Origin of the sequence: Curtobacterium sp. MCSS17_005, assembly GCF_003234225.2 — a bacterium.
GTDB lineage: Bacteria > Actinomycetota > Actinomycetes > Actinomycetales > Microbacteriaceae > Curtobacterium > Curtobacterium flaccumfaciens.
In genome coordinates, this window is sequence record NZ_CP126258.1 from 3640234 (window position 1) to 3664090 (window position 23857).

At 72.1% G+C, this 23857-nt stretch carries 24 protein-coding genes and 1 pseudogene; 9 read left to right on the forward strand and 16 right to left on the reverse strand.

The annotated features are described in order from the left end of the window. Window positions 1-78: 78 nt before the first annotated feature. A complete protein-coding gene (locus tag DEJ20_RS17420; protein ID WP_111234576.1) occupies window positions 79-891 on the reverse strand; it encodes a putative RNA methyltransferase in 813 nt (270 codons plus the stop codon). Window positions 892-925: 34 nt separating this feature from the next. Here DEJ20_RS17420 and DEJ20_RS17425 point away from each other — a divergent pair, with 34 nt between their 5' ends. From DEJ20_RS17425 to DEJ20_RS17440, 4 genes and pseudogenes are all read left to right on the forward strand, one after another. Further along, window positions 926-1681, forward strand: coding sequence for an SDR family NAD(P)-dependent oxidoreductase (locus tag DEJ20_RS17425; RefSeq protein WP_110892861.1), 756 nt, complete (start codon window positions 926-928; stop codon window positions 1679-1681). Window positions 1682-1730: 49 nt separating this feature from the next. After that, the gene (locus DEJ20_RS17430; RefSeq protein WP_111234575.1) at window positions 1731-2351 is read left to right on the forward strand and encodes a CG0192-related protein; all 621 of its coding nucleotides are present in this window, start codon (window positions 1731-1733) and stop codon (window positions 2349-2351) included. 51 nt (window positions 2352-2402) lie between these two features. Continuing rightward, window positions 2403-3341 (forward strand): aldo/keto reductase, encoded by a 939-nt coding sequence (locus DEJ20_RS17435; protein ID WP_111234574.1) that lies wholly within the window; start codon window positions 2403-2405, stop codon window positions 3339-3341. Window positions 3342-3679: 338 nt separating this feature from the next. Next, window positions 3680-3799, forward strand: a pseudogene (locus tag DEJ20_RS17440) (GNAT family N-acetyltransferase); the annotation flags it as partial. A gap of 110 nt (window positions 3800-3909) precedes the next feature. Here the strand turns inward: DEJ20_RS17440 and DEJ20_RS17445 are convergent. The 15 genes from DEJ20_RS17445 to DEJ20_RS17515 all read right to left on the reverse strand — a co-directional run bounded on the left by DEJ20_RS17445 (window position 3910) and on the right by DEJ20_RS17515 (window position 18932). Next, the gene (locus tag DEJ20_RS17445; RefSeq protein ID WP_139179591.1) at window positions 3910-4122 is read right to left on the reverse strand and encodes a hypothetical protein; all 213 of its coding nucleotides are present in this window, start codon (window positions 4120-4122) and stop codon (window positions 3910-3912) included. A gap of 64 nt (window positions 4123-4186) precedes the next feature. After that, entirely contained in the window at window positions 4187-4417 is a 231-nt protein-coding gene (locus DEJ20_RS17450; protein ID WP_111234573.1) for a hypothetical protein, read from the reverse strand. Between the two features lie 34 nt (window positions 4418-4451). Then, the gene (locus tag DEJ20_RS17455) at window positions 4452-7601 is read right to left on the reverse strand and encodes a GH92 family glycosyl hydrolase (RefSeq protein ID WP_258377091.1); all 3150 of its coding nucleotides are present in this window, start codon (window positions 7599-7601) and stop codon (window positions 4452-4454) included. A gap of 46 nt (window positions 7602-7647) precedes the next feature. Continuing rightward, window positions 7648-9255, reverse strand: coding sequence for a serine/threonine-protein kinase (locus DEJ20_RS17460; RefSeq protein ID WP_111234571.1), 1608 nt, complete (start codon window positions 9253-9255; stop codon window positions 7648-7650). A 122-nt stretch (window positions 9256-9377) separates the two neighbouring features. Beyond that, a complete protein-coding gene (locus DEJ20_RS17465) occupies window positions 9378-10196 on the reverse strand; it encodes a phosphatase PAP2 family protein (RefSeq protein WP_111234570.1) in 819 nt (272 codons plus the stop codon). A gap of 46 nt (window positions 10197-10242) precedes the next feature. Further along, on the reverse strand, window positions 10243-10449 hold the full coding sequence (locus DEJ20_RS17470; RefSeq protein WP_284183355.1) for a hypothetical protein: 207 nt from the start codon (window positions 10447-10449) through the stop codon (window positions 10243-10245). A gap of 33 nt (window positions 10450-10482) precedes the next feature. After that, complete coding sequence (locus DEJ20_RS17475; protein ID WP_111234568.1) at window positions 10483-10704, reverse strand: hypothetical protein; 222 nt, start codon at window positions 10702-10704, stop codon at window positions 10483-10485. Between the two features lie 118 nt (window positions 10705-10822). Continuing rightward, entirely contained in the window at window positions 10823-12508 is a 1686-nt protein-coding gene (locus tag DEJ20_RS17480; protein ID WP_111234567.1) for a bifunctional 3'-5' exonuclease/DNA polymerase, read from the reverse strand. Between the two features lie 54 nt (window positions 12509-12562). After that, entirely contained in the window at window positions 12563-12757 is a 195-nt protein-coding gene (locus tag DEJ20_RS17485) for a hypothetical protein (RefSeq protein WP_017887924.1), read from the reverse strand. 34 nt (window positions 12758-12791) lie between these two features. Beyond that, window positions 12792-13565 (reverse strand): hypothetical protein, encoded by a 774-nt coding sequence (locus tag DEJ20_RS17490; protein ID WP_111234566.1) that lies wholly within the window; start codon window positions 13563-13565, stop codon window positions 12792-12794. Then, complete coding sequence (locus DEJ20_RS17495; RefSeq protein WP_258377090.1) at window positions 13562-14422, reverse strand: carbohydrate ABC transporter permease; 861 nt, start codon at window positions 14420-14422, stop codon at window positions 13562-13564. The genes DEJ20_RS17490 and DEJ20_RS17495 overlap by 4 nt, the downstream gene beginning before the upstream one ends. Next, the gene (locus tag DEJ20_RS17500; protein WP_027466814.1) at window positions 14419-15396 is read right to left on the reverse strand and encodes a carbohydrate ABC transporter permease; all 978 of its coding nucleotides are present in this window, start codon (window positions 15394-15396) and stop codon (window positions 14419-14421) included. Before DEJ20_RS17500 ends, DEJ20_RS17495 begins: the two co-directional genes overlap by 4 nt. A 9-nt stretch (window positions 15397-15405) precedes the next feature. After that, entirely contained in the window at window positions 15406-16731 is a 1326-nt protein-coding gene (locus DEJ20_RS17505; RefSeq protein WP_111234565.1) for an ABC transporter substrate-binding protein, read from the reverse strand. Between the two features lie 23 nt (window positions 16732-16754). After that, the gene (locus DEJ20_RS17510) at window positions 16755-17996 is read right to left on the reverse strand and encodes a Gfo/Idh/MocA family protein (protein WP_111234564.1); all 1242 of its coding nucleotides are present in this window, start codon (window positions 17994-17996) and stop codon (window positions 16755-16757) included. Window positions 17997-18143: 147 nt separating this feature from the next. Further along, window positions 18144-18932: a DeoR/GlpR family DNA-binding transcription regulator gene (locus DEJ20_RS17515; RefSeq protein WP_027466817.1), complete on the reverse strand. Its 789-nt coding sequence runs from the start codon at window positions 18930-18932 to the stop codon at window positions 18144-18146. 133 nt (window positions 18933-19065) lie between these two features. Between DEJ20_RS17515 and DEJ20_RS17520 the strand changes: the two genes are divergently transcribed. From DEJ20_RS17520 to DEJ20_RS17540, 5 genes are read left to right on the forward strand one after another with little or no spacing between them, the layout of a single operon-like run. Beyond that, a complete protein-coding gene (locus DEJ20_RS17520; protein ID WP_071406232.1) occupies window positions 19066-19944 on the forward strand; it encodes an SIS domain-containing protein in 879 nt (292 codons plus the stop codon). Next, window positions 19944-20855, forward strand: coding sequence for an ROK family protein (locus DEJ20_RS17525; RefSeq protein ID WP_111234563.1), 912 nt, complete (start codon window positions 19944-19946; stop codon window positions 20853-20855). Before DEJ20_RS17520 ends, DEJ20_RS17525 begins: the two co-directional genes overlap by 1 nt. Then, the gene (gene nagA / locus DEJ20_RS17530) at window positions 20852-21970 is read left to right on the forward strand and encodes an N-acetylglucosamine-6-phosphate deacetylase (protein WP_111234562.1); all 1119 of its coding nucleotides are present in this window, start codon (window positions 20852-20854) and stop codon (window positions 21968-21970) included. Before DEJ20_RS17525 ends, nagA begins: the two co-directional genes overlap by 4 nt. After that, window positions 21967-23010, forward strand: coding sequence for a 1-phosphofructokinase family hexose kinase (locus DEJ20_RS17535; RefSeq protein ID WP_111234561.1), 1044 nt, complete (start codon window positions 21967-21969; stop codon window positions 23008-23010). The genes nagA and DEJ20_RS17535 overlap by 4 nt, the downstream gene beginning before the upstream one ends. Beyond that, window positions 23007-23843, forward strand: coding sequence for a class II fructose-bisphosphate aldolase (locus DEJ20_RS17540; RefSeq protein ID WP_111056516.1), 837 nt, complete (start codon window positions 23007-23009; stop codon window positions 23841-23843). Before DEJ20_RS17535 ends, DEJ20_RS17540 begins: the two co-directional genes overlap by 4 nt. Window positions 23844-23857 lie beyond the last annotated feature (14 nt).

The following is a 23857-nucleotide window of genomic DNA, read 5'->3' on the forward strand; positions in this document are numbered from 1 at the left end:
TGGCGACCCCTGGCAGCACACTAAAACATCAGATTCTTCATGCCAAGGCCGCATACAAACTTGCTTGTGAGGCCGCGATCATCGCGTCGGCGTCCACGTCGACACGGTGACCGCCGCCGTCACCGTCGCCGGCTCGAACTCCGTGTCCGCCGCGACGTGGTGGTGGCTCGGCCCCATGTGCACGACGTCGTGGACGTCCTCCGCCGACAACTCCATGGTCCAGGTCAGGTCCTCGGAGGACCGCAGCGCGAACGACGGCGTCAGGGAGTCGTGCAGCCGGCGCTCCTTCTCCGGGTCCACGCTGATCGTCGCCTCGGCGAGCTCCGCCAGGTGGCCGGCCCGCGGGGTCACCACCGCGAGCACGCCGTCGGTATGCAGGACGCGGGCGTACTCGGCCTGGTTGCGCGGTGCGAAGACGTCGAGGACGACGGCGGCAGCGTCGTCGACGACCGGGAGGCGCTCGGTCACGTCCCCGACGACGGCCCCCGCGCGCTCGTGGGCGCGTGCCGCACGCCGGGTCGCGACGGCCGACAAGTCCAACGCGACCCCGAGCCTCCCGTCCGCCGCACGCAGCGCATGCGCCAGGTAGGTCCCCGGGCCGGAACCGACGTCGAGCACGATGCCGGGCGCGGTGGCGTCCGCGACGATCGCGGCGAGCGCCCGCTCGACGGGCGCGTAGTGCCCGCGCCCCAGGAACCGCAGCCGCGCGTCCACCATCTCCGGGGTGTCCGCGGTGAGCGCGCGCCGCTTCGCGGGCAGGAGCGTCAGGTGGCCCTGCTTCGCCTCGTCGAACCGGTGACCGTTCGGGCAGCCGACCTGGCCGCCGTCGACGCGGCCGAGGGGCTCGGCACACACGGGGCAGGCGAGCATCGGCAGCAGGTCGTCACGCACCGGCCCAGCGTACGGGCCTCGGTAGCCTGACCGGATGTCGCTGCAGCAGCTCTTCGGCCTCGACGGCCGCACCGCACTCGTGACGGGAGGCAGCTCCGGCATCGGCCGAGCGATCGCCACCGCACTCGCCGACGCGGGTGCCCACGTCCTCGTCGCCGCCAGGACGTCCGCGACCATCGACGCCACCGTCGCCGGCATCCGCCAGGCGGGCCGCTCGGCCGACGGCATCGTCGCGGACCTGTCCTCCCGCGCTGGAGCCCACGCACTCGCGGACACCGCCGGCGACGTCGACGTGCTGGTGAACTCCGCCGGGATCAACCTGCGGCCGCCGATGCCGGAACTCGACGAGGCCACCTGGGACGCCACGATGGCCGTCAACCTCGACGCGCCGTTCGTGCTCGGGCAGCGGCTCGCACCCGGCATGGCGGCCCGTGGGTACGGGCGGATCGTGTCGATCAGTTCACAGCAGGCCCACCGCCCCTTCGCCGCCAGCGGCGCCTACGGGGTCTCCAAGGCCGGCCTGGAGGCGCTGGCCAGGTCCCAGGCAGAGGCCTGGTCCGCGCAGGGGGTCACCTCCAACGTCCTCGTCCCCGGTTTCGTGCGCACCCCGCTCAACGAGCGGCTCGGTTCCGACCCGGCGACGGTGGCGGCCCTCGCCGCACGGACGCTGGTCGGGCGGAACGGGCTCGCGTCGGACTTCGCCGCGGCGGCGGTGTTCCTCGCCGGACCCGGGTCGGCCTACGTCACCGGGCAGTCCATCGCGGTGGACGGCGGGTTCTCCGTCCACTGACCTCGACGTGCGCCGACGGCGCGGTGCTGCGCGGCAGTACGGTCAGGTCATGGCAGTCATCGAGCAGGCAACGCTCCGCCCCTCCAAGGCCGAGGCGCTCGCCGCCTGGCTCCCCGACCAGGCGTGGAGCGGCGTCGTCGCGGGAGCGTCCGTCGAGGTCATCGGGCAGTTCCGGTTCGACGACCCCGCTGGCGAGGTCGGCGTCGAGGTGCTCCTCGTCCGCACCGACCACGGCCGGGTCCTGCAGGCGCCACTGACCTACCGGGACGCACCACTGCCGGGTGCCGACGCGTTCCTGGTCACCGAGATGGACCACTCCGTGCTCGGGCGACGGTGGGTGTACGACGCCGTGGGCGATCCGGTCCACGCTGATGTCCTGCGCCGGGCGATCGTCACCGGCGGGCATGAAGCCTCGCTCGAGTTGGCCAACGGTGCCGGACAGCGGCCGAAGGACGCCTGGGCCAGCGGGAGCGGCTCCGATCCCGACTCCCCCAGCGTCACCTCGGTGCGAGCGACCACTGCGGACGCCCTGACGTCGATCGCGACCGATCACGGCACGATCGTCGTCGCTCGGGTCGTCGGTACGGCACTGCCCGAGGGCGAGACGCTGGAAGGGACGTGGGTCGACGGCTCCGAGGTGCTCGCCGTCCTGTTGCCCGAACGCGCCTGAGGTACTGGCAGGGCCTGCCTGTGCCGGGGACCGGCTGGCAGGATCGAGGGCGTGAAGACACTGGAGTTGCCACAGACAGACCTCACCGCCTCCGACGTCGTCGTCGGACTGATGCGGATCAACGACATGAGCGACGAGGACATCCGTTCGCTCTACAGCGCCTCCCGTGATGCGGGCGTGAACATGTTCGACCACGCCGCGGTCTACGGCGAGTGGCACGGTTGCGAGGAGCGCTTCGGCGCCGCCGTCACGCTGTCGCCCGCGGAACGCGCCGAGATCGTGCTGCAGACCAAGGTCGGCATCCGGCCGACGCCGAAGGGCGCGTACTTCGACTTCTCGTACGAGCACATCCTCGAGTCCGTGCACGAGTCGCTCGAGGCACTGCAGACCGAGTACGTCGACGTCCTGCTGCTGCACCGCCCCGACGCCCTGGTCGAGCCGGAAGAGGTCGCGAAGGCCTTCGACGAGCTGCACGTCGCCGGCAAGGTGCACCACTTCGGCGTCTCGAACCACACCCCTGGCCAGGTCGACCTGCTCAAGAAGCACGTCCGGCAGCCGCTCGCGTTCAACCAGGTGCAGCTGAGCATCACCCACGCCAACGTCATCTCGCAGGGCCTGACCGCGAACATGGGCGGCCTCGAGCAGTCGGTCGACCGCGACAACGACATCCTCAACTACTCGCGCATCAACGACATCACGCTGCAGGCCTGGTCGCCGTTCCAGAAGGGCTTCTTCGACGGCGTCTTCCTGGGCGACCGGGAGCGGTACGCCGAGCTGAACGACGTGCTCGAGGAGGTCGCCGCCGCGCACGGTGTCACCCCGACCGGCATCGCGGTCGCATGGATCACCCGCCACCCCGCGCACTTCCAGGTCGTCCTCGGCACCACGAACCCGCAGCGCGTGCGCGACTCGGCAGCCGGCTCGGACGTCGAGTTGTCGCGCGAGGAGTGGTACCGGCTCTTCACCGCGGCCGGACACACCGTCCCCTGAACCAGGACCACCCCGTCGGCTCGGGCAGGGTGGGATCGTGCTCCACGACCTCGCCCTGCCCGTCCGCTGATATGTCACACTGAGACCAGTCGCCCCATCGAGGTGGGTGCGGAAGTGATCCCCGGGAGATCCTGCGGTATAGCGGGGCCCGGGGATTCGCACGTTCACCGACGGTGTTCGTGGACGCTCAGCACATGGTTCAGCTGCTCGAGGGAGGCCGTTTCCCCTCGCCGAGCACCAGCCCGTGAACCAACTTGCGTGACCGCAGGGCGTCGAGGTGCGCGCGATCGTTCCGGTCCGAGGGCCCGCGAGATTCGAGGACGACTCGGTCGACCCCGCTCGTGCAGCTCACGTCGGACGCTGCACGGACCGATGCGCACCGGTTCTACGAGCGCCTCGGCTTCACCGGCTCGCACGTCGGGTTCAAGTACCGGGTCCCCGACCCTTCCGCGCGCTGAAGTTCCTTCCCACAACGCGTGCGATGCAAGGTGCTTTCGGGCGTACCTGGTGAAAAGATCCGACAAGGTACGCCCGATTCGACCAGGTATGCCCGATTCGACCAGGCGCGCTAGTCGTCGGAGGCGGAGCCAGCAGACCTCGGCGTCGGCACGTTCACGTCGACCGGGGACACCCCGGCGGGGTCAGCGGAGGCGCCACCCACGACGTCGAACGAGATCCCGAGCATCGCCGGGTCCTCGTCGAGTTCGAGCCCGTCCTGACGGACCTGGTCCTCCGGGATTGCACGGCCACCAGACGGGTCCCACGAGTTCGCGATCGACATGCGCACGAGCATGCCCGAGCCGCTTGGCAATCGCCCAAGAAAGCCCGGAGGACCCCCGGAACGGTCAGAGGTCGTCCGGGTGGAGCCGCTCACCGGGGTGCGGACGCCGGAACACCGGGCCGCCGCCGGCCTCGTCCTCGTCGTGGTGGCTGACGGGCGAGACGCTCGGGTCGGCGGAGTCGTCGCCGACGTCGGCGCCGCGGTCCTCCTCCATCTCGAGTTCGGACTCGTCACTGCCGTCCACGGGGATGGACCGGCCCTGCTGTTCGGGATCGAACGGTGCGCTCATCGACATGGGGCGAGCATGCTCCCGCTGGGTGAACGCCGGGTCAACGCTGTCCGTCGGCCGCGATGAGTTCGAGCTGCGTCAGCGTCAGGTCGGTGCCGGCGGTGAACGTGAACGACGACCCACCGCCGAGGATCCGGAACACCCGGGTCTGGCCGGCCCACGAGAACTCGGCGCCGTCGACCGCGGTGACGGCGTCGTCGAGGCCGACCTGCCACGAGTAGGACCCCGGTGATGCCACCGTCACCGTGTACAGGGAGGCGACGGGGCACGACACGTCGAAGGACACGGACTCCCCCGCGGCGAGCGCCGTGACGGTGCGGCCGGTGTCGTCGGTGAGCGCCGAGGCCCCGACGGGCAGGACGTCCACCGGGGCGTCCCGGTAGCCGTGCACGTCGGAGGCGGAGACGGGGCGGGTGTCCGACGCCCATCCCTGCGGTTCGTCGGACAGGGTGAACTCGATCCGCGACGCGGCCACGACCACGCTGTGCGGGATGGTGACCGAGATCCAGGGCGAGCCGTCGACCGTCACCGACGCGACGTACGCGCCTGCGGAGCCCGCGGCGATCTCGATGACGGTGGGCGATCCTCCAGGCTGTCGCAGCACCGTCCTGCGGACCGACGGCGGCACGAGTACGTAGGTACCGGTCGACGGCGCCAGCGGGTACAGGCCGATGGTCGCGAAGACGTACCAGGCGCTCATCTCACCGTTGTCCTCGTCGCCGGGGTAGCCCTGGCCGAGGTCGGACCCGACGAACAGGCGCTCGAGCGATTCGCGGACGATGCGGTGCGCGTCGTCGTGCCGTCCGGTGAACATCGGGAAGAAGGGGATGTGGTGCGCGGGCTGGTTCGACAGCCCGAGCATGCCCATCCGGACGTCGCGGGCCTCGGTCATCTCGTGGATCGGGAAGCCGTACGAGCCGGAGCGCGCCAGTGCGCCGGTCTCGGGGGTTGCGAAGAAGGCGTCGAGGGCCGCGTCGAACCGCTCCGGCCCGCCGTGCAGGTCGACGATGCCGGCGCCGTCGTGCGGCGCCGTGAACGCGGTGCCCCACGCGTTCGTCTCCGTGTAGTCGTCGCCCCAGTTGCGCGGGTCGAACTCGGTGCCGACCCGCCACGAGCCGTCCGGGTCGCGGCCGATGAAGAACCCGCGCTCGGAGTCGAACACGTGCCGGTACTGCAGCGACCGGCGGGCGAACCACTCGGCCTCGGCCTCGTAGCGGGACAGGTCGGCGGGCGTCCGCGCTCGCGACGCGAGCAGGCCCGCCATGACGGCCAGACCCCAGTCGTTGATGGCTGCGTCCAGGGTCCACGACATCCCCTCGTGGGTCGCCGTGTCGACGTGGCCGCGGAAGGCGCCCGGGAGGCTCCCCTTGCGTCCGACGCGCTCGTCACGCGGCGGGACGGTCGCGTTCCGCACCGCGCTCCGGTACGCCTCGGCCAGGTCGAAGCCGCGCACGCCCTTCACCACGAGGTCGGCGAAGACGGTGTCGCTCGTGGTGCCGGTCATGCAGTCCTCGGCGCCGGGGGCACTCCAGCGGGGCGTCCACCCGCCGTCGTGGTGGTGCTCGACGAAGCCCTGCGCGAGCTCCCCAGCGGTCTCGGGGGTCAGGAGTCCGAGGAGCGGCCAGGCCGTGCGGTAGGTGTCCCAGAAGCCGTTCGTGGTGGTGAACGCGCCCTCGACGACCTCCGGCCCGGGCTCGTCGCGGATCGGTTCCGCCAGCACGTCGCCGTACGGGGAGCGGTGCCGCGGGGTGCCGGTCAGGGCGGTCTCCCCGGCGCGGTTCGGGTAGAGGAACAGCCGGTACAGGCCGGAGTACAGGCTCGTCAGCTGGTCGGGGCTCGCGCCGTCGAAGGACAGCGTCGCGAGCTTCTCGGTCCACAGCGCCTCGGCACGGGAGCACATGGCGTCGAACGAGCCGGCGTCGTCGAGGTTCGCGCGGGCGTCCTCGATCGAGACGGTCGAGATGCCGAGCAGGACGTCGACCGGGCCGCCGGTGCCCCCGGGTTCCCCCACGGACAGCCAGCCGCGCAGCTCGTGCTCGCCGACCGTCGTGTGGTCGGCGGTGACCCCCGCGACCCGCAGGTGCACGTGGTGCGGCGGGGTGCCGGGGCGGTCGTCGAGGACGGCCTCGACCACGGCGGTGCCGTCGGTGACCGTCACGGAGACGTCGGACACCCGGCCGTGGTGGTCGAGCACGACGCTGCGGGTGCCGGTGAACCGGAACCCGAGGGCGAACTCCCCCGCGGTCAGCTCGGCCGTCACACCGTGCGCGAGGGCGACCCGGTAGCGGTGCGGCCCGTCCTGCTCGTCCTCGTGGTCGAACCCGAGCGCGCGGGCGGACCGGTCGACGTCGGGGGTGTCGAGTGGCGAGGGCATCACCTGGAACACCCCGCGGTCGCCCATCCACGGCGACGGGATGTGGCTCGTCGCGAAGGCCTGGATCGCCGGGCGGAGCCGCCCCTGGTCGTCGAGCCGGTCGTGCTCCTGGTACGCGTACGGCCAGCGGTTGCTCGAGGCGTCCGTCATCGGCAGGCCGAACACCCCGCCGTGCGGGACGCCGACCAGCGGGGCGTTGTTGCCGCGGGAGAACCGGGAGGACGCCTGGGTGCCACGGGTCGTCCGGACGTGGCCGAGCGGGGTCGTCGGGGTCGGGCGCGCGGGACCGATCCGGACGGCGTCGAGCCAGCCGCGCAGTGCGGGACGCTCGTCGGCGGCCGCAGCCGGTGCGTCGGAGCCGAGCCGGGCCTCCAGGCGGTCGACGACCAGCCCCGCGAACGGCGTGAGGTCGACCGCGCGACGGTTCCACTGGTCCACCCACTGCTTGCGGGCCGCGTCCTGCGCGTCCGGGGTGACCGCGTCGCCGTACTGGTCGCGGACCCCGGCGTCGTCACGCAGCCGCGAGCCGTCGGTGAAGACGACGTCGACGGCGAAGGCCGTGGCGTCCCAGAAGTGCGGCAGGTCTGCTTCGGTCGGTTCCGACGCCCCGTCGGGCAGGGTCCGTTCGGGGAACCAGACCCAGGAGAGCTCGTCGCCGGTGGCGATGGTGCGTCCGGTGAAACCGGGGACGATCGCCTCGGCCACGGACGTTCCCGCTGGTCGTTCGACGAGCCAGGCCTCTGCCGAACCGAAGCCGACACCGTTCCGAGCGGCCACGGCCGTCGTCGGACCACCGCTCCGTTGCAGTTCTCGCACGGGGCGAGCCTATTTGCTCCAGGGACTGGACGAAAACCCCGGCGTGTCAGTCCTTGTTGTGTCCCGGTGCGCTGCCGGACTTGCCGGGGGCGGTGTCCGACGTGGTGTCGACCGCACCGGTGTCGGCGGCGCCGGTAGCGTCCTGCGGCTCCTGCACAGGGTTCGAGGCCGGGGTGCTCGGCTCCGGGCCGACGGGCGGGTCCTGCGTGGGCTGCTCCGGCTGGGTCGGTTCGCTCGGCTGCTCGCTCGGTTCCTCGCTCGGTTCCTCGGCGGGCTGCGACGGCTGCTGCTCCTGTGAGGGCTGCTGCTCGGCCGGTTCGCTCGGCTGCTGTTCCTCGCCCGGGTCCTCGGACGGCTGCTGCTCGGTCGGCGCGGTCGACGTGGTGTCCGTCGGGGCCGGGGTGCCGTCGTCGTCACCGTTGAGGGCGAACACCGCGACCCCGATGCCGATGAGCACCAGGACGATCACGATGATCGCGGCGATGAGCGGTCCGCGCTTCTTCTTCTCCGGCTGGTCGTCCGGCTGGTCGCCCCGGACCGGGCGGGGCGTGACCGGCGGCGGGGTCGGCCCACTCGGGCCCGGTGCGCCGCGGTCGTTCGCCTGGGCGCCGAGGACGGTCGTCGAGACGTCGTCGGCGGGGTTCGGACGCTGGGTGTCGAGGACGCGGGTGGCGTCATCGCCCGGACGCGCGCCGCCGTTCGGCAGTTCGCTCGCCGGCATCGCCCGCGTCCGGTCGTCGGCGTTCGCCGCTGCGGCGGCACCGGCGCCGACCGCGGCACCCGCAGCACCGGCGGCCGCGGCCGTCACCGCACCGGGCGTGCCGGGCAGCAGCTGCGTGGCGTTCGTCGGCTCGTCACGGCCCAGCGCACGCAGGCGCTCGGCCGCCTCGGCTGCCGTCGGTCGCTCCGCCGGGTCCTGCGCGGTCATCACGTGCAGCAGGGTGCGCCAGGCCGTGGGCAGCTGCCGGTCGATCTCGGGCGAACGGGTGAGCCGGGCGGTGGCCGACTCGACCGCGCTGCCCGGGAACGGCTGGCGGCCGGTCATGCACTCGAGCAGCACGAGCCCGAGCGAGTAGACGTCCGCCTTGCCGGTGATCTCCTTCGCCAGGACCTGCTCCGGGGCCAGGTACGCGGCCGTCCCCATCACGGTCCCCGTCCCCGTCACACGTGAGGCGTCACGGAGCAGGGCGATCCCGAAGTCGGCGAGCTTGACGTGCCGGCCGTCGCTCTCGAGCAGGACGTTCGCGGGCTTCACGTCACGGTGGACGATCCCCTGCGCGTGCACGGCGGCCAGGCCGTCGGCGACCTGGGCACCCAGGCGGGCAGCGGTCGCGGGGTCGAGCGGGCCCTCGCGCAGACGGGTCGCCAGGTCACTGCCCGGCACGAGTTCCATGACGAGGTACGAGTCGCCGTCGACGTCGTCGAGTGCGGCGTCGTAGAGCGTGACGAGCTCGGGGGCGCGCAGCGTCGCGAGGGTCTGGATCTCCGCCTCGGCGCGGGCGCGCTCACCGCGGTCGACCGGGCCGATGCGGAACACCTTGACCGCGACCTCGCGACCGAGTTGCTCGTCGACCGCCCGGTACACGGACGCCATGCCACCGTGTCCGAGCGTGCCCGTGACGCGGTACCTGCCGCCGAAGACCCGTTCTTCCATGCCCGGCAACCTACCGGTCGCGGCTGACGGCGCTCTGCCGTTCGGGGGGGGGCGGGGCGGCGGCCTGGCGACTTCGTGAGCAGAAGATGTCGGGTGCGGGCGAGCAACCCGACGTCTTCTGCTCACGAAGTAATGCGGTCGACGTCCGGCGCGGGCTCGGCACCGTGGTGGAGCGCCGTCAGGTACAACCGGTGCGCCGTGATCACGAGGGCGAGCCAGGCGAGTCCGAGCGCCCACGCCGCCAGGACGTCGGTCAGCCAGTGGTGCCCGAGGAACACCCGCGACGCCCCCACCGACAGCACGAACAGGGTGCCCACGACGATCGTCCACACCCGGGTGACGACGCGCGACTGCCGCAGGAGCAGGAGGTACACGATCGTGCCCACGATCACCGTGGAGTTGAGCGTGTGCCCCGACGGGAACGACGGCGACGTCTCGTACGGCGGCACCGCGTCGGACAGCGGCGGACGAGCGCGGCCGATCAGGTCCTTGCCCGCGATCGTCATGAGCAGCGAACCACCGCTCGCGGCGACCAGGAGCACCAGTGGCGTCCACGCACGGCGCTGGATCGTGAAGCCGACCAGGAACCCGAGCGCGACGATCGGCATTCCGATCGTGCCCGCGATGTCGGTCCACCAGGTGACGAGCGTGTCCGCCGTGGGTGATCGGAGTGTGAGCGCCCAGTCGAGGACGGGTCGGTCGAGCACCGCGACGTCGTCGGCTTCCCGCACGGCGTCGTAGACCTCGGAGGCGATCCACGTGGCGAGGACGGCGATGCCCAGGCCGATGGCCAGGGTCAGCAGCAGGACCGGCATGGCGCCGAAGCGCTTGCCGAGCGCGGTCCACGCACCGGCGACACTGCGGCCCGCCCGGGAGCGCCAACGGGTCAGGTCGACTTCGCCGACGGTGCGGTCGGCGGCGTCCCCGCGTTCGGTGTGCATCCGTCCACACTGCCCGAAGCCGCCGGGAGCCGTCCCGGCCGCCTGGCTACGAGCGCCGAGCGACCACACGACCGATCGCGCTGGCCACACCGTCGGCATCATCCGAGGTGGCGAGGAAGACCTGTCCGTTCAGTCGAGCGATGCGTACGGCGCGCTGGCCGTCCGCTGCCAGGAGCAGACCATCGCGGCGGCTCCTGCCCTTGATGCCCCACCCACCGAAGTCCTCCATCGGTCGCACGTCCACGCTGGTCACCGAGGCGATGTCGCCGATCTTGACCTGGACGCCTCAGAACGGCGCCGCAACGAGCCAGAGGGCGTTACGGGTCGCGATGATGCCGACTGCCGGGGTGCTGAGCATCAGCACGATCGACGCGGTCCCGATGCCCAGCATCCACCAGCCGCTCACTTCCGGGAACTCGGCCAGGGAGAACACGCAGATCAGCACAGGGCCGCTGCAGAGGATGAGCCGCAACCCGATGTCGAACCGCTGCCACGAGAGGACACGCATCGATCCGTCCGATCGTTTCTGGGCACTCGGCGGGAGAGCACCGGGCAACAGCTGCTGCCAGAACGCTGACATACGTGTTTCAGTGGCACAACTCGGCGGACGTGAGCCCCCGGCCGCCTCAGTCCTTCGCCTCCGAGTACGCCCCCACCACCCCGACCGACAGCGGGAACGTCACCGGGAAGTCCTGGAACAACAGCCGTCCGGCATCGACGGCGGCCTCCCGGATCTGCTGCGCCACCCACTCCGCGTGCTCCGCCGGGGCGTGCACCACGATCTCGTCGTGCACGAAGAACACCAGGTGCGGCCCGTCCGTCACGGCTCCGGGGAAGCGCGCGATCAGCCGCGAGCGCAGGGACCCCATCCACGCGAGCGCCCACTCGGCCGCGGTCCCCTGCACTACGAAGTTCCGGGTGAACCGGCCCCAGCTCCGGGCGCGGGACTCGACCGCACGCTGCATCGCCGGGGTCCCCTCGACCGTGTACGCCTGGTTCCGGGCCGCGAACCAAGAGTCGTCAGGCACCGGTGACGTCCGCCCGAGCAACGTCGTCACGGGTTCGCCGCGCTCCCCCGCACGCGCGGCCCGTTCCACCATGTCGAGCGCCTGCGGGAACGCCCTGACCAGGCGTGGCACGAGCCGACCGCCCTCGCCCTGGGTCGCCCCGTACATCGCACCGAGCATCGCCACCTTCGCCTGCTGCCGGGTCTCGACCGCCCCCGACGCCACCACGCCGTCGTACAGGTCGCGCCCGTCGCCGGCCGCGGCCATCGCCCGGTCGCCGGACATCGCGGCGAGCACCCTGGGCTCCAGCTGTGCGGCGTCCGCCACGACGAGCTTCCACCCGGGATCGGCGATGACGGCCCCGCGGATGCCCTTCGGCAACTGCATCGCTCCCCCGCCGTCGGCCGCCCAGCGCCCGGTGACGACGCCGCCGACGACGTACTTCGGGTGGAACCGGCCGTCGCGGATCCAGTCGTCGAGCCAGGTCCACCCGTTGGCGGTGAGCAGTCGCGCCAGGCGCTTGTACTCGAGCAGCGGCTCGATGACGGGGTGCTCGATCTCCTGCAGCTCCCACTTCCGCGTGCTCGTGACCATCAGGCCGGCCCGGCGCAGCGACTTCAGGACGTCGGCGGGCGAGTCCGGGTTGAGACCGGGGTCGTCGAGGCGCTCGCGCACGACGGCGGCGATCTCCTCGAGGCGTCGCGGCCGCACCCCGTAGGGCACACGCGGCCCGAGGGCGTCCTCGAGCAGCCGCTCGTGCACGTCGGCACGCCACGGCAGCCCGGCGTGCAGCATCTCGGCCGCCACGAGCGCACCGGCCGACTCCGCGGTGAGCAGCAGGCGGAGCGCACCGGGAGCGCTCGACCCCGCCACCGCGGCGAGCTGCGCCCGGAACTCCGCCACCGGCTCGACCTCGTCGTCGGGCGCGGAGGCGGTGAACAGGGCGTCGTCGAAGAGCTGGGCCTGCGTCGGCCGGACCACGCGGGCTTCCGCGGCCGGGGCGTCCAGGGCGTCGGTCGGCGCAGCGGCGAGCGCAGATCCCCGTGCCGCGAGCGCAGCCCGCAGGACACGACGACCGAGGCGCAGGTCGACGCAGCGACCGACCCGCCCGCCGGCGGCGAGTACGGCCGGGTACCAGCGGGCGGTGTCGTCCCACACCCAGCGCACGCCCGGTGCGTCGTGGGCCGCGACGAAGGCCGGGAGGCCCGGCTCGTCCAGGCGGATCGGCTCACCCCCGGCGGTCCCCGCGTCTGTCAGGGGCGTCGCGAGGACGCCGCCGTCGACGCGGCGGAGGACGAGGTGCACGACACGATCATGCCGTGCCCCACCGACCCCGGCGGACCAGGGCCGGAACGGGTGTCACTCGCCGGGTCGGACCGCCGCGGTGTCGGCGACGTCGATGCGGACGTCGCCGTCCTCGGCACGGGAGACCTCGACCCGCGGATCGGCGTCGTGCTCGTCGGATCCGGACATGCGGCGGAACGTGTCCTGTCGGCGTTCCTCGAACGTCATGTCGACGCCGTCGTCGAGGTGATCGTGGTCGGGCTTCGTCATGCCGTGTACGGTACGCGGCCGCGGCTGCGGGTGGTCACGCGACCGGCGCCGTGCCGGTCCGCTCGGTCCAGTGCCCACCCCTCGCCCACCGGTCGAGCACGGCCGCACGCAACCGACCGGACGGCGCCGCGGACCGCGCGGTGGCCAGCGGCACCCCGAAGACGAACTTCGCGACGCTGGCGTCCCCCTCGGTCGCGTCGTGCTCCCCCGGCGGGACGAGACGGAAGCGCCGGGCGAAGCGCACGAGGTTGGCATCGGGACCGAGCGCGGCGGGCAGCCCCGGGTCGAGCATCCAGGAGCGGCACTGCCACCGATCGGCAGCGAGCTGCGGTGCGAGGCCGCGCAGGACCTCGGGTGCGCGGGCGAACGAGCGGTCGCAGGCCACCGGGTCGAGCGGCCCGGTCTCCGGCACGTGCACCCCCCAGGCCGGCGTGCCGTCCGCCAGGTGGTCCCCGATTTCGAACTGGAGGCGCCCCACGGCCACCACGCGCCCGGTCACCACGGCGACGAGCCACTCCACCCCGGTGCCGTGCAGCCCGTAGCGGGCGAGCTTGCGGTCGACATCGGCGACGGAGGCCTCGGCGAGCGCGCGCGGGAGCCCACGCTCCGCGAGGGCATCGGCGGTGCCCGGCACCGCGGCGCGGAGCGCCGCCACCAGCAGCGCGTCCCGCTCCGCGGGCCCGGCGTCGGCGACGGTGGCGGCCAGTGCAGCCGCCACCGTCGCGGAGTCGTCCGGTGACCCCACGGCGGCGGCGAGGACCGCGACGGACCCGGGGCGGGCCTCCAGGCCGGGGGTCGCGGTGGTCACTTCAGACCGGACGACGCGAGCCCGTCCATCACCCGACGCTGCAGCACGACGAACATGATGAGCACCGGCGCCATCGCCATCAGACTGGCGGCCATCAGCACCGGGTAGTCGATCGTGCGGTCACTCGACAGCGTCGCGAGGCCGGCGGCGAGCGGCATGTCCTCGGCGCGGGTGGAGACCACGAGCGGCCAGAGCAGCTCGTTCCACGACCACAGCACGGTCGTGATCGCGAGCACGCTGATCGAGGGACGCGCCAGGGGCAGCATGATCCGCCAGAACGTCTGGAACGGGTTCGCGCCGTCCATCCGCGCTGCCTCTTCGAGCTCGGGCGGCATGTTCAGGAACGCGGTCCGCATCAGGAACGTGCCGAAGGCGCTGAACAGCCCGGGCGCGACGATCCCCATCAGGGTGTCGAGCCAGCCGAGCCCCTGCACGATCTGGTACTGCGAGATCAGGTAGACCTGCGAGGGCACGAGCAGGATCGACAGCACGATCGCGAGCAGGGCCGCCCGCCCGCGGAACCGCATCCGGGCGAAGGCGTACCCGGCGAGCGTGCAGAGGACGATCTGCGCGATCGTGCGGATGATCGTGACGTACACCGATGTGCCGAGCTGGCTGAGGAACGGCAGGCGTTCGAAGACCTGCGCGTAGTTCTGCCACTGCAGCTCCCCCGGCCAGAAGACCGGCGTGACGGACTGCACCTGCGCGTTCGTCGACAGCGACATGATGATCTGCCACAGGAACGGGAAGGCCATCGCGAACCCGCCGATGCCGAGCACGACGTGGATCCACCAGTGGCTGCCGCCGCGACGGCCGGGCCGGCGTGCGGCCCGAGGCGGTGTGATGGTGGCGGTCATCCCTGCACCCACTTCCGTTGGACGCGGAACTGCACGAGCGTGACGATGCCGATGAGCAGGAAGATCACCATCGCGATCGCGGCCGCGAAGCCCTTGTCGTTGTCGATGAACCCTGCGCTGTAGAAGTAGAAGACGAGCGACATCGTCTTCGGGATCACCGGGTTGGTGCTGCCGAGGATCGCGTACAGCAGGTCGAACAGCTGGAAGCTCGAGATCGTCGTGACGATCACCACGAAGAAGATGCTCGGGCTGAGCAACGGCACGGTCACCGACCGGAACTGCCGCCACCGGCTCGCGCCGTCGAGCTCCGCGGCCTCGTAGAGCTCCGGCGGGATATCCTTGAGCCCGGCGCCGAGGATGATCATCGAGAACCCGAGGGACGACCAGAGGCCGACCAGGCTCACCGCGATCAGCGCGAAGCCGGGGGTCGAGATCCAGTACGGGCCGTCGATGCCGAAGTTCCCGAGGAACCAGTTCACGATGCCGTAGTCGCCGTTGTACATGATGCGCCAGACCAGGGCGATCGCCGCCGGCATGGCGACGTACGGCAGGAAGAAGAGCACCCGGTAGAACTGCGCGAACCGCAGCCCCGGGGTGTTCAGCAGGCTGGCGAGCCACACCGCGATCGGGATCCCGGCGAGGACGATCACGGTGTAGATCACCGTGTTGAGCAGCGACTGGTACAGCTGCGGGTCACCGACGAGCCGGACGTAGTTGGCGACGCCGGTGAACGTGGCGCCCCCGAAGACACCCCAGCTGGTGAACGAGTACCAGAACGTCTGGATGATCGGCCAGATGTAGAAGGTGCCGACGCCGACGAGCAACGGGAGCACGAAGAGCCACGGCCACCAGCCGTCGGTCCGTCGTGGCGCTCGGCCGCCGTCGGCGCGCGGCGCGGGGGCGCCCCGCCCGGACGAACGTGTCGTCCGGGCTGGGGTGGCTGCGGCCGGGGGCCGCTCGGTGTTGATCGTCACGCGCGGGTCCTACTTTTCCTTGGCGAGGGCGGCGTCCATCTTCTGTGCGAGGTCCTCTGCCACCTGGTCGACGGGCTTCGATCCGTCGAAGGCACTCGGCAGCAGGGTGGTCTCGAGGGTGTTCCAGGCCGCGGTGTTCTTCGACACCGGCAGCGGCTTCGCGTAGTCCACCGCGTCGAGGAACACCTGCAGGTCGGCGTCGGGCATCGTCTTCGTGAAGGCGCTCTGCGTGCCCTCGTACGCCGGGATGACCGCGCCCATGTCGCCCTGCTGCTGCTGGGCCGTCTTGCCCGCGAGGTAGACCTGCAGCGCCTGGGCGGCTGCCTTGTCCTTGCTCGCCTCGGACACGACGTTCGAGACCCCGTGGATGACGGTCGCCTGCTCCTTGCCCTTGGGCAGCGGGTAGGCGACGACGTCCTTCTCCATCTCAGTGCCGGTCAGCGCGGAGCGGAACCAACTGCCGCCCTGGTACATCGCGAGCTTGCCCGAGGTGAACCACTGGTCGGCCGTGGTGTCGGTGAGCTGCTTGATCGAGGGTGATGCCCCCGAGTCGATCAGGTCGGTCCAGAACTGCAGGCCGTCCTCGGAGGCCTTCGTGGCGTACTCGGATTCGGTGCCGTCCGCGTTCACGACCGATCCCCCGGCCTGCAGGATCGTGTTGTAGTACGTCGTCTGGCCGTCCATGCCGCCCGCTGCCCCGTACGCGCCCTTCGCCTTCAGCTTCTCGGACAGCTCGGCGCCGATCTGCTGGAAGTCGTCCCAGGTCCAGTCCTTGGACGGCAGGTCCATGCCGGCCTGCTCGAACAGCGACTTGTTGACCCAGACCCCGATGGTGTCGAAGTCCTTCGGCACGCCGTACTGGGTGTCGTCGTACGTGTACAGGTCGTTGAGCGCGCTCGAGTACTTCGACGCGTCGATGTCACCGGACTCGACCTCGCCGGTGATCGGCGCGAGCTTGCCGTTGGCCGCGTACAGCTGGAAGTTCGGGCCGTTCATCCAGAACAGGTCGGGCAGGGTGTTGCTCGAACCCTGGGTCTGCAGCTTCGTCCAGTAGTTGGCGAACGGCGTGACGTCGACGCTCACCTTGACGTCCGGGTACTCCTCGTTGAAGCCCTTCAGGTTGGCCTTGATGGCCTTGACCTGGTTCTCGTCCCAGACGGCGTAGGTCAGGGACGCCTTGGTGTCCTTCGGCGCGGCTTCGTAGTCGCCGCCGGAGCCGGACGCTCCGGACGACGAGGAGCAGCCGGCCAGGAGTGCTGCCGCGCCGAGGGCGGCGACGGCGCCGAGGAGGGCGCGGCGCACGCCGGTTCCTCGGGTGGGGATGTGTGCGGTCATCGGGGTGTCCTTTCGCACGGCCGTCAGGAGCCGACGGTCTGGGCGGGATGCGGGGTGGAGGGGGTGGAGTGCGGGGCGTTCGATGTGAAGTGCGCGATGGTCTCGGCCGGCAGGGGCGGGACGTCGATGGGGACGGACCCGTTGCGGAGCGAGCGCGTGGCCAGCGCGCCCGCGGCGACCGCGGCACGGGCCGCGATCGGGGAGAGCTCCGACGGTTCGCCGAAGGCGACGGACCGCAGGAACTCGGTCATGGTGAGCAGGTCGGCGTCGGCGTGACCGTCCTCGACGCCGACGATCGGGTACTCGCGGTCCCCCGCGGTGTCCCAGCCCCGGCGGTGCGTCCACACCTTCACGACGCCACCACCGGTGTCGCCGATGTTCTCGAGGCGTCCCTCGGTGCCGATGACGGTGTAGTTCCGCCAGTAGTCCGGGGTGAAGTGGCACTGCTCGTAGCTGGCCTGCACCCCGTTGTCGAGCGTCATCATCACCATCGAGACGTCCTCGACGTCGACGACGGGGTTCAGCCCGGTCTGGGCGAGCGGCGGCCAGTTGTCGTGGGAGAACCAGTCCCCCATGAGCTCGCCGCTGCGGTCGCGCCGGTCGGTGACGTCGCCGTAGACCGACAGCGAACCCATCCCGACGACCCGGGCGGTGTCACCCCCGCCGAGCGCGTGGATGACGTCGAGGTCGTGGCTCGCCTTCTGCAGGAGCAGGGAGTTCACCTTGCTGCGATCGGCGTGCCAGTCCTTGAAGTAGTAGTCACCACCGTTGCCGACGAAGTGCCGGCACCAGACCGCCTTGACCTGACCGATCTCGCCGCGGTCGACGATCTGGCGCATCAGGCGGACGACGGCGGCGTGCCGGAAGTTGTGCCCGACGTACAGCGGCGTTCCGGTCTCCGCCGCGGTGTTCAGGACGGCGTCGGCGTCCTCGACCGTGATGGCCAGCGGCTTCTCGAGGTAGACGGCGATGCCCGCGCGGAGCAGGTCGATCGCGATCTCGGCGTGGGTCCAGTCCGGCGTGGTGACGATGGCCGCGTCGACGTGACCGGTGAGGTCACGGTGGTGTTCGACCGCCAGGGCGTCCGGGTACTCGTCGTGCCCGCGGTCCCGGCCGGCCGCGGTCACGTCCGCGACGGCCACGACCCGGGCCTGCAGCGACGGGTCGTCCGCCGTTGCCTCGGCCACGTGGCGGGCGATGGCGGACCGCTGGCCCATCCCGATCACCGCGACGCGGAGTCCTGCGTTGTCAGCGCCCATGCTCATCGCTCCCTTGCGTGAATGTGACGCCCATGATGCCGAATCGATCATGAATGCACAATAGGCGCTCACGGATCGCTCACGCACCCGTGCCGGGGAGGGTTTTACACGATCGAAACGTCCGGACCGCTCCGGGGTGGCCGCAGGGGGCGCTCAGTCGGCGACGACGAGCTCCACGCCGGCGCTGGCAAGGTCAGCAGCGAACGAGGCCGGCACCGGCTGGTCGGTGACCAGGACGTCGATGCGGTCGAGCGGGCAGATCCGGGCGAAGGTCGACCGTTCGATCTTGGTCGAGTCGGCGACCACGACGACCCGTCGTCCGACCGAGGCGAAGTGGCGGCTGACCTCGGCCTCGCCCTCGTGCATGGTCGTCGCACCGTACTGGCCGGTGAGCCCGTCGACGCCGAGCACCACGAGGTCGAGGGCGAACTCGTCGAGGGTGTCCCGGACGAGCGGCCCGACGAGCTCGTAGGACTGCCGCCGCGCCACACCACCGGTGACCACGATCTTCACGTTGGCGCGGACGGACAGCTCGTACCCGACGTTCAGGGCGTTCGTCACGATCGTGATGCCGAACTCGCCGTCGGCGCGGATGAACCGCTCGCTCTTGCCGAGTTCACGCGCGACCTCGGTCGTGGTCGTCCCGCCGTTGAGCCCGACGGTCTCCCCCGGCTGCACCAACCGGGCGGCCGCGCGGGCGATCGCCGTCTTCGCCTCGGCCTGCCGGGCGATCTTGTACTGCAGCGGGAGCTCGTACCCGGCCCCGAGTGCCGCCGCTCCCCCGTGCGTGCGCGTGACGAGCCGCTGATCGGCGAGGGTCGCGAGGTCACGGCGGGCCGTCGCGGCGGAGATCCCGAGCAGCTCGCCGATCTCGGCGATCGACACGTTGCCGCGTTCGCTCACCAGTTCGAGCAGGGCGTTCAGCCGCTGTTGGGGGGTCATGACGGTCATCCTACGGCGTCACGACCGTCGTCCGGTGATCGGAAATGACGGTTTGCCCTTCCCCTGCGCACGATCGCTCGCTACGCTTCCTGATCATCGATCACCCGGATCGATCCGGACCCGGAAGGCTCCCATGACCGACACCTTCGTGAGCGCTGAACTGGCCTCGCAGCCGGAGACCTGGCGTGCAGCCGCCGCGCTCCTGCCGACCTTCGCCGATGCGCTCCCCCAGCCGGGCGAACGCGTGGCCGTGATCGGCTGCGGCACGAGCTGGTTCATCGCCATGAGCTACGCCGTCGCCCGTGAGCAGGCGGGCCTCGGCGTGACCGATGCCTTCGCCGGGTCCGAGTACCCCGCGTCCCGCGAGTACGACCGCGTGCTCATGATCAGCCGCTCGGGCACGACGACCGAGATCGTCGACCTGCTGCAGGCCCTGCCGTCTCAGCGGACCGTCCTGATCACGGCCGTCGCCGACAGCCCCGCCGCGGCCGTCGCCGACCAGGTGGTCGCCCTGCCCTTCGCCGACGAGCGTTCGGTCGTCCAGACCCGCTTCGCCACCACGACCCTCGCACTGCTGCGGGCGTCCATCGGTGACGACGTCGACGCGCTCGCAGCCCAGGCCGAGACCGCGCTGACGGTGCCGATCGACGACCTGCTCGACGCCGAGCAAGTCTCGTTCGTCGGTCGTGGGGCCGCCGTCGGCCTGACGTTCGAAGCCGCGCTCAAGACGCGTGAGGCCGCGCAGTTCTGGGCCGAGTCCTACCCGGCGATGGACTACCGGCACGGTCCCATCGCGATCGCCCAGCCCGGACGGCTCGTCTGGTCGCTCGGCACCGCACCCGAGGGCCTGGCCGACGAGGTCGCCGCCACCGGTGCCCGCTTCGTCCAGCACGACCTCGACCCGATCGCCGGACTCGTCGTCGTGCACCGGTTCGCCGTCGCCCTGGCCGAGGGACGCGGGCTCGACCCGGACAACCCCCGGTCGCTCACCCGGTCGGTCATCCTCACCTGATGGGTGGCGCAGGCGCGGTGCTCGGGGTCGACGTCGGCGGCACGGGCATCAAGACCCGGCTGACGACGGCCGACGGACTCGTCCTCGACGAGACCCGGGTACCGACGCCGCGCGACGACCCGGACGCCGGGCGCCTCGCCGCCGTCGTCGCCGAACTGGCCGCACAGGCCACGCGACGGGCGCAGCTCGGAGCCATCGGGGTGGTGACCCCCGGCGTCGTCGACGAGACCCGCGGCACCGTCGACCTGTCCGTCAACCTCGGGTGGCGCGACGTCCCGGTGCGTGACCTCGTCCGTGCCGAGCTCCTGCGGCAGGGGATCGACGTGCCGCTCGCCTTCGGCCACGACGTCCGCGCCGGCGCCCTGGCCGAGGTCCGGGCCGGTGACCCGGCGCTCTCGCGGGGGTCGGTCTCGTTCGTGCCGGTCGGCACCGGGCTGGCGAGCGCCCTGGTGGTCGACGGCGTCGTCGTGTCCGGCGGTGGCTGGGCGGGGGAGATCGGGCAGGTCCGCATCCAGACCGGTCCGCACGCGGGCCACCGCGTCGAGGAGATCGCGTCCGCCGGGGGAGTCGCACGTCGGTCCGGGGCAGCCTCCGCGCACGCCGCCATGCTCCTGGTCCGCCAGGGCGACCCCGCTGCCCGTGCGGTCTGGGACGACTGCGTCGCGGTCCTGGCCGACGCACTCGCCGGGACCACCGCGGTCGCCGGGAACCACACGATCATCGTCGGTGGGGGACTCGCCGAGTCGGGCCCGCTGCTGCTCGACCCGCTGCGCGACGCCGTCACGGAGCGTCTGCAGGGCGTCCGTGTCCCCGTCATCGTCCCCGCCCGGCACGGCGACGCAGCCGGCGCCATCGGCGCAGGGATCCTCGCACGCACGCTGCTCGAGACCGAGACCGGGGTCCGGCTGTGACGACCCTCGTGCGAGCCCACCGCATCGTCACGGCCCAGGCGGACCTGCACGACGGCTGGCTCGTCATCGGTGACGACGACACCGTGCTGGCGACCGGCACCGGGTCCCCGATGCGCACGGACACCGCCGTCACCGTCGACGGCGCGGTCGTGCCCGGGTTCGTCGACCTGCACGCCCACGGCGCGCTCGGGCACGACTTCGCCCGGTGCTCCGCCGAGGACGCCCGTGCCGCCGCTGGGCACCACCGGTCACGGGGCACGACCACCGTGGTCGGGTCCGTCGCCACGGGCGAGCGCGCGGACACCGTGGCGGCCCTCACCCGGCTCCGACCGCTCGTCGCGGACGGCACGCTCGCCGGACTGCACCTGGAGGGGCCGTGGCTCGCACCCGCCCGTCGCGGGGCGCACCGCGACGACCTGCTGCACGCTCCGGACCCCGCCGAGGTCGACGCCTACTGCGACGCCGCGGGTGGCGCCCTGCGGATCGTCACGCTCGCACCGGAGCTTCCGGGTGCACTCGACGCCGTCGCCCGCTTCGTCGAAGCCGGGGTCGTCGTCGCCATCGGCCACACCGACGCCACCGCCGAGCAGACCCGCCGCGCGGTCGACGCCGGGGCCTCGCTCGTCACCCACCTGTTCAACGGGATGCCACCGCTGCACCACCGAGCACCCGGGCCGGTCGGGGTCGCACTCACCGACGACCGAGTGCTGCTCGAGTGCATCGTCGACGGCCACCACCTCGACCCGGTCGCCGTCGACATCGTCCTGCGCAGCGCTCCGGGCCGGATGGTCCTGGTCTCCGACGCCATGGCGGCGACGGGCTGCCCCGACGGGGCGTACACGGTGGCCGGATCGGCGGTGACCGTCCGCGACGGGCTCGCCGTGCTCGCCGACGGTTCGTCGCTGGCGGGCAGCACGATCACGGTCGCCGACGCCGTCCGCCGCCTGCTCGATGCCGGGACCGACCTGCCCGAGGTCGTCGCGGCGTCCGCGGGGCGTGCGGCACGCCTGCTCGGGGCCCCGGCACCGCTCAGCGTGGGCGCCCCCGCCGACCTGGTCGTGCTCGACCCGGAGCGCGGCAGCGTCCGAGCCCTGCCGACGGCGGTGGTCGCGTGATCCTCGTCGTCACCCCGAACCCGGCAGTCGACGTGACCTACCGGGTCGCCGAGCAGCGCATCGGCGAGACCCAGCGCGTCCTCGAGGTCCAGCGGCGCCCCGGCGGCAAGGGCCTGAACGTCGGGCGGGTCCTCGCCGCCATCGGTATCCCGACCCACGCCGTGCTGCCCCTCGGTGGCGACGGCGGGCGCTGGATCGCCCACGCCCTCGACGACCTCGGGCTCGTCCACACCGACGTCGCCGTCCATGGTGAGACCCGCACGACCGTGACGGTGGTGGACGACGTCGCCCACCCGACCATGTTCGGCGAGCCCGGACCCGTGCTCAGCCCCGACGATTGGGACACCGTCACCACCGCGGTCGAGACGCTGCTCGGCGGCGATGTCGGCCGTACTGGCGGTGTCGGCGGTGTCGGCGGTGAAGCCGGTGCCCCGCCGGCAGCTGCCCTGGTCGTGTCGGGCTCCCTGCCCCGCGACTCCGATCCCGCGGTCGTCGCCCGCTGGGTCACCGCCGCTCGCCGCCGCGGTGTGCTCTCGGTGGTCGACTGCTCGGGAACGGCACTGCTGGCTGCCGCTTCGGCAGGCGCGACGGTCTGCAAGCCCAACCACGAGGAACTGCTCGAGGCCACGGGCACCGACGACGAGCGCTCGGGGGCACTCCGGCTCCTCGGACTCGGCGCCGCGATCGTCGTGGTCTCTCGCGGCTCCGACGGCATCGCCGCTCACACCGCCGAGCACGTGCTCGAGGTGCCGGCGGTCCCCGGGGTCTCGGGCAACCCGACCGGCGCCGGTGACGCAGCCACCGCCGGACTCGTCGGTGCGCTTGTCGATGTCCTCGTCGGTGCTGGTCTCCCCGGGCCCGACCGCGGCGTCCCAGCCCCCGACGACGCCACCCTGCTCCGCGCGCTGCGGTCCGCCGCCGCACACGGGGCCGCCGCCGTCCTCCAGCCGGTGGCCGGCGTGGTCGACCCGGCAGACGTCGACCGCTTCCTGTCCACCCCGCCCGCTCCCGCCCACGACCGAACGAGGACCCCCGCATGATCACCGACCTCGCCCTCACCGGCCTGCTCGACACCGCCCGCACGGCACGCCGCGGGGTCGGTGCGTTCAACGTGGTGCTGCTCGAGCACGCCGAGGCGATCGTCTCCGGCGCCGAGCTGGCTGGTCTGCCGGTGATCCTGCAGATCAGCGAGAACTGCGTCCGCTACCACGGCGGCCTCGCACCGATCACGACCGCGACCCAGGCCGTCGCACGGGCCGCCGACGTCGAGGTCCTCGTGCACCTCGACCACATCGAGGACCCGGAGCTGGTCGCGGCCGGCGTCGACCTGGGCGTCGACTCGGTCATGTACGACGGTTCGCACCTGGACTTCGCCGCCAACGTGGCAGCGACCCGCGAGCTCGCCGCGCGGTGTCACGCCGCGGGTGTCGCGATCGAGGCCGAGCTCGGCGAGGTCGGCGGCAAGGACGGCGTGCACGCGCCCGGTGTCCGCACCGATCCGACCGACGCCGCCGCGTTCGTGGCCGACACCGGGGTCGATGCCCTGGCGGTCGCGGTGGGGACGTCGCATGCGATGCAGACCCGCGAGGCGTCGGTCGACCGCGACCTGGTCGAGCGTCTCCGTGCCGCGGTGCCGGTGCCGCTCGTGCTGCACGGGTCCTCCGGCCTGTCCGACGATGAACTCCGCGGTGCCGTGCACGCGGGGATGACGAAGATCAACATCTCGACGCACCTGAACGGCCTGTTCACCCGCGCGCTCCGCACCGTGCTCGACGAGCGGCCGGACGTCGTCGACCCGCGCAAGTACGTGTCGGCGGGCCGGGACGCCATCGCCACCGAGACGGCGAGACTGCTGACGCTCCTGCACGCCTGACGCGCGAGCAGGCG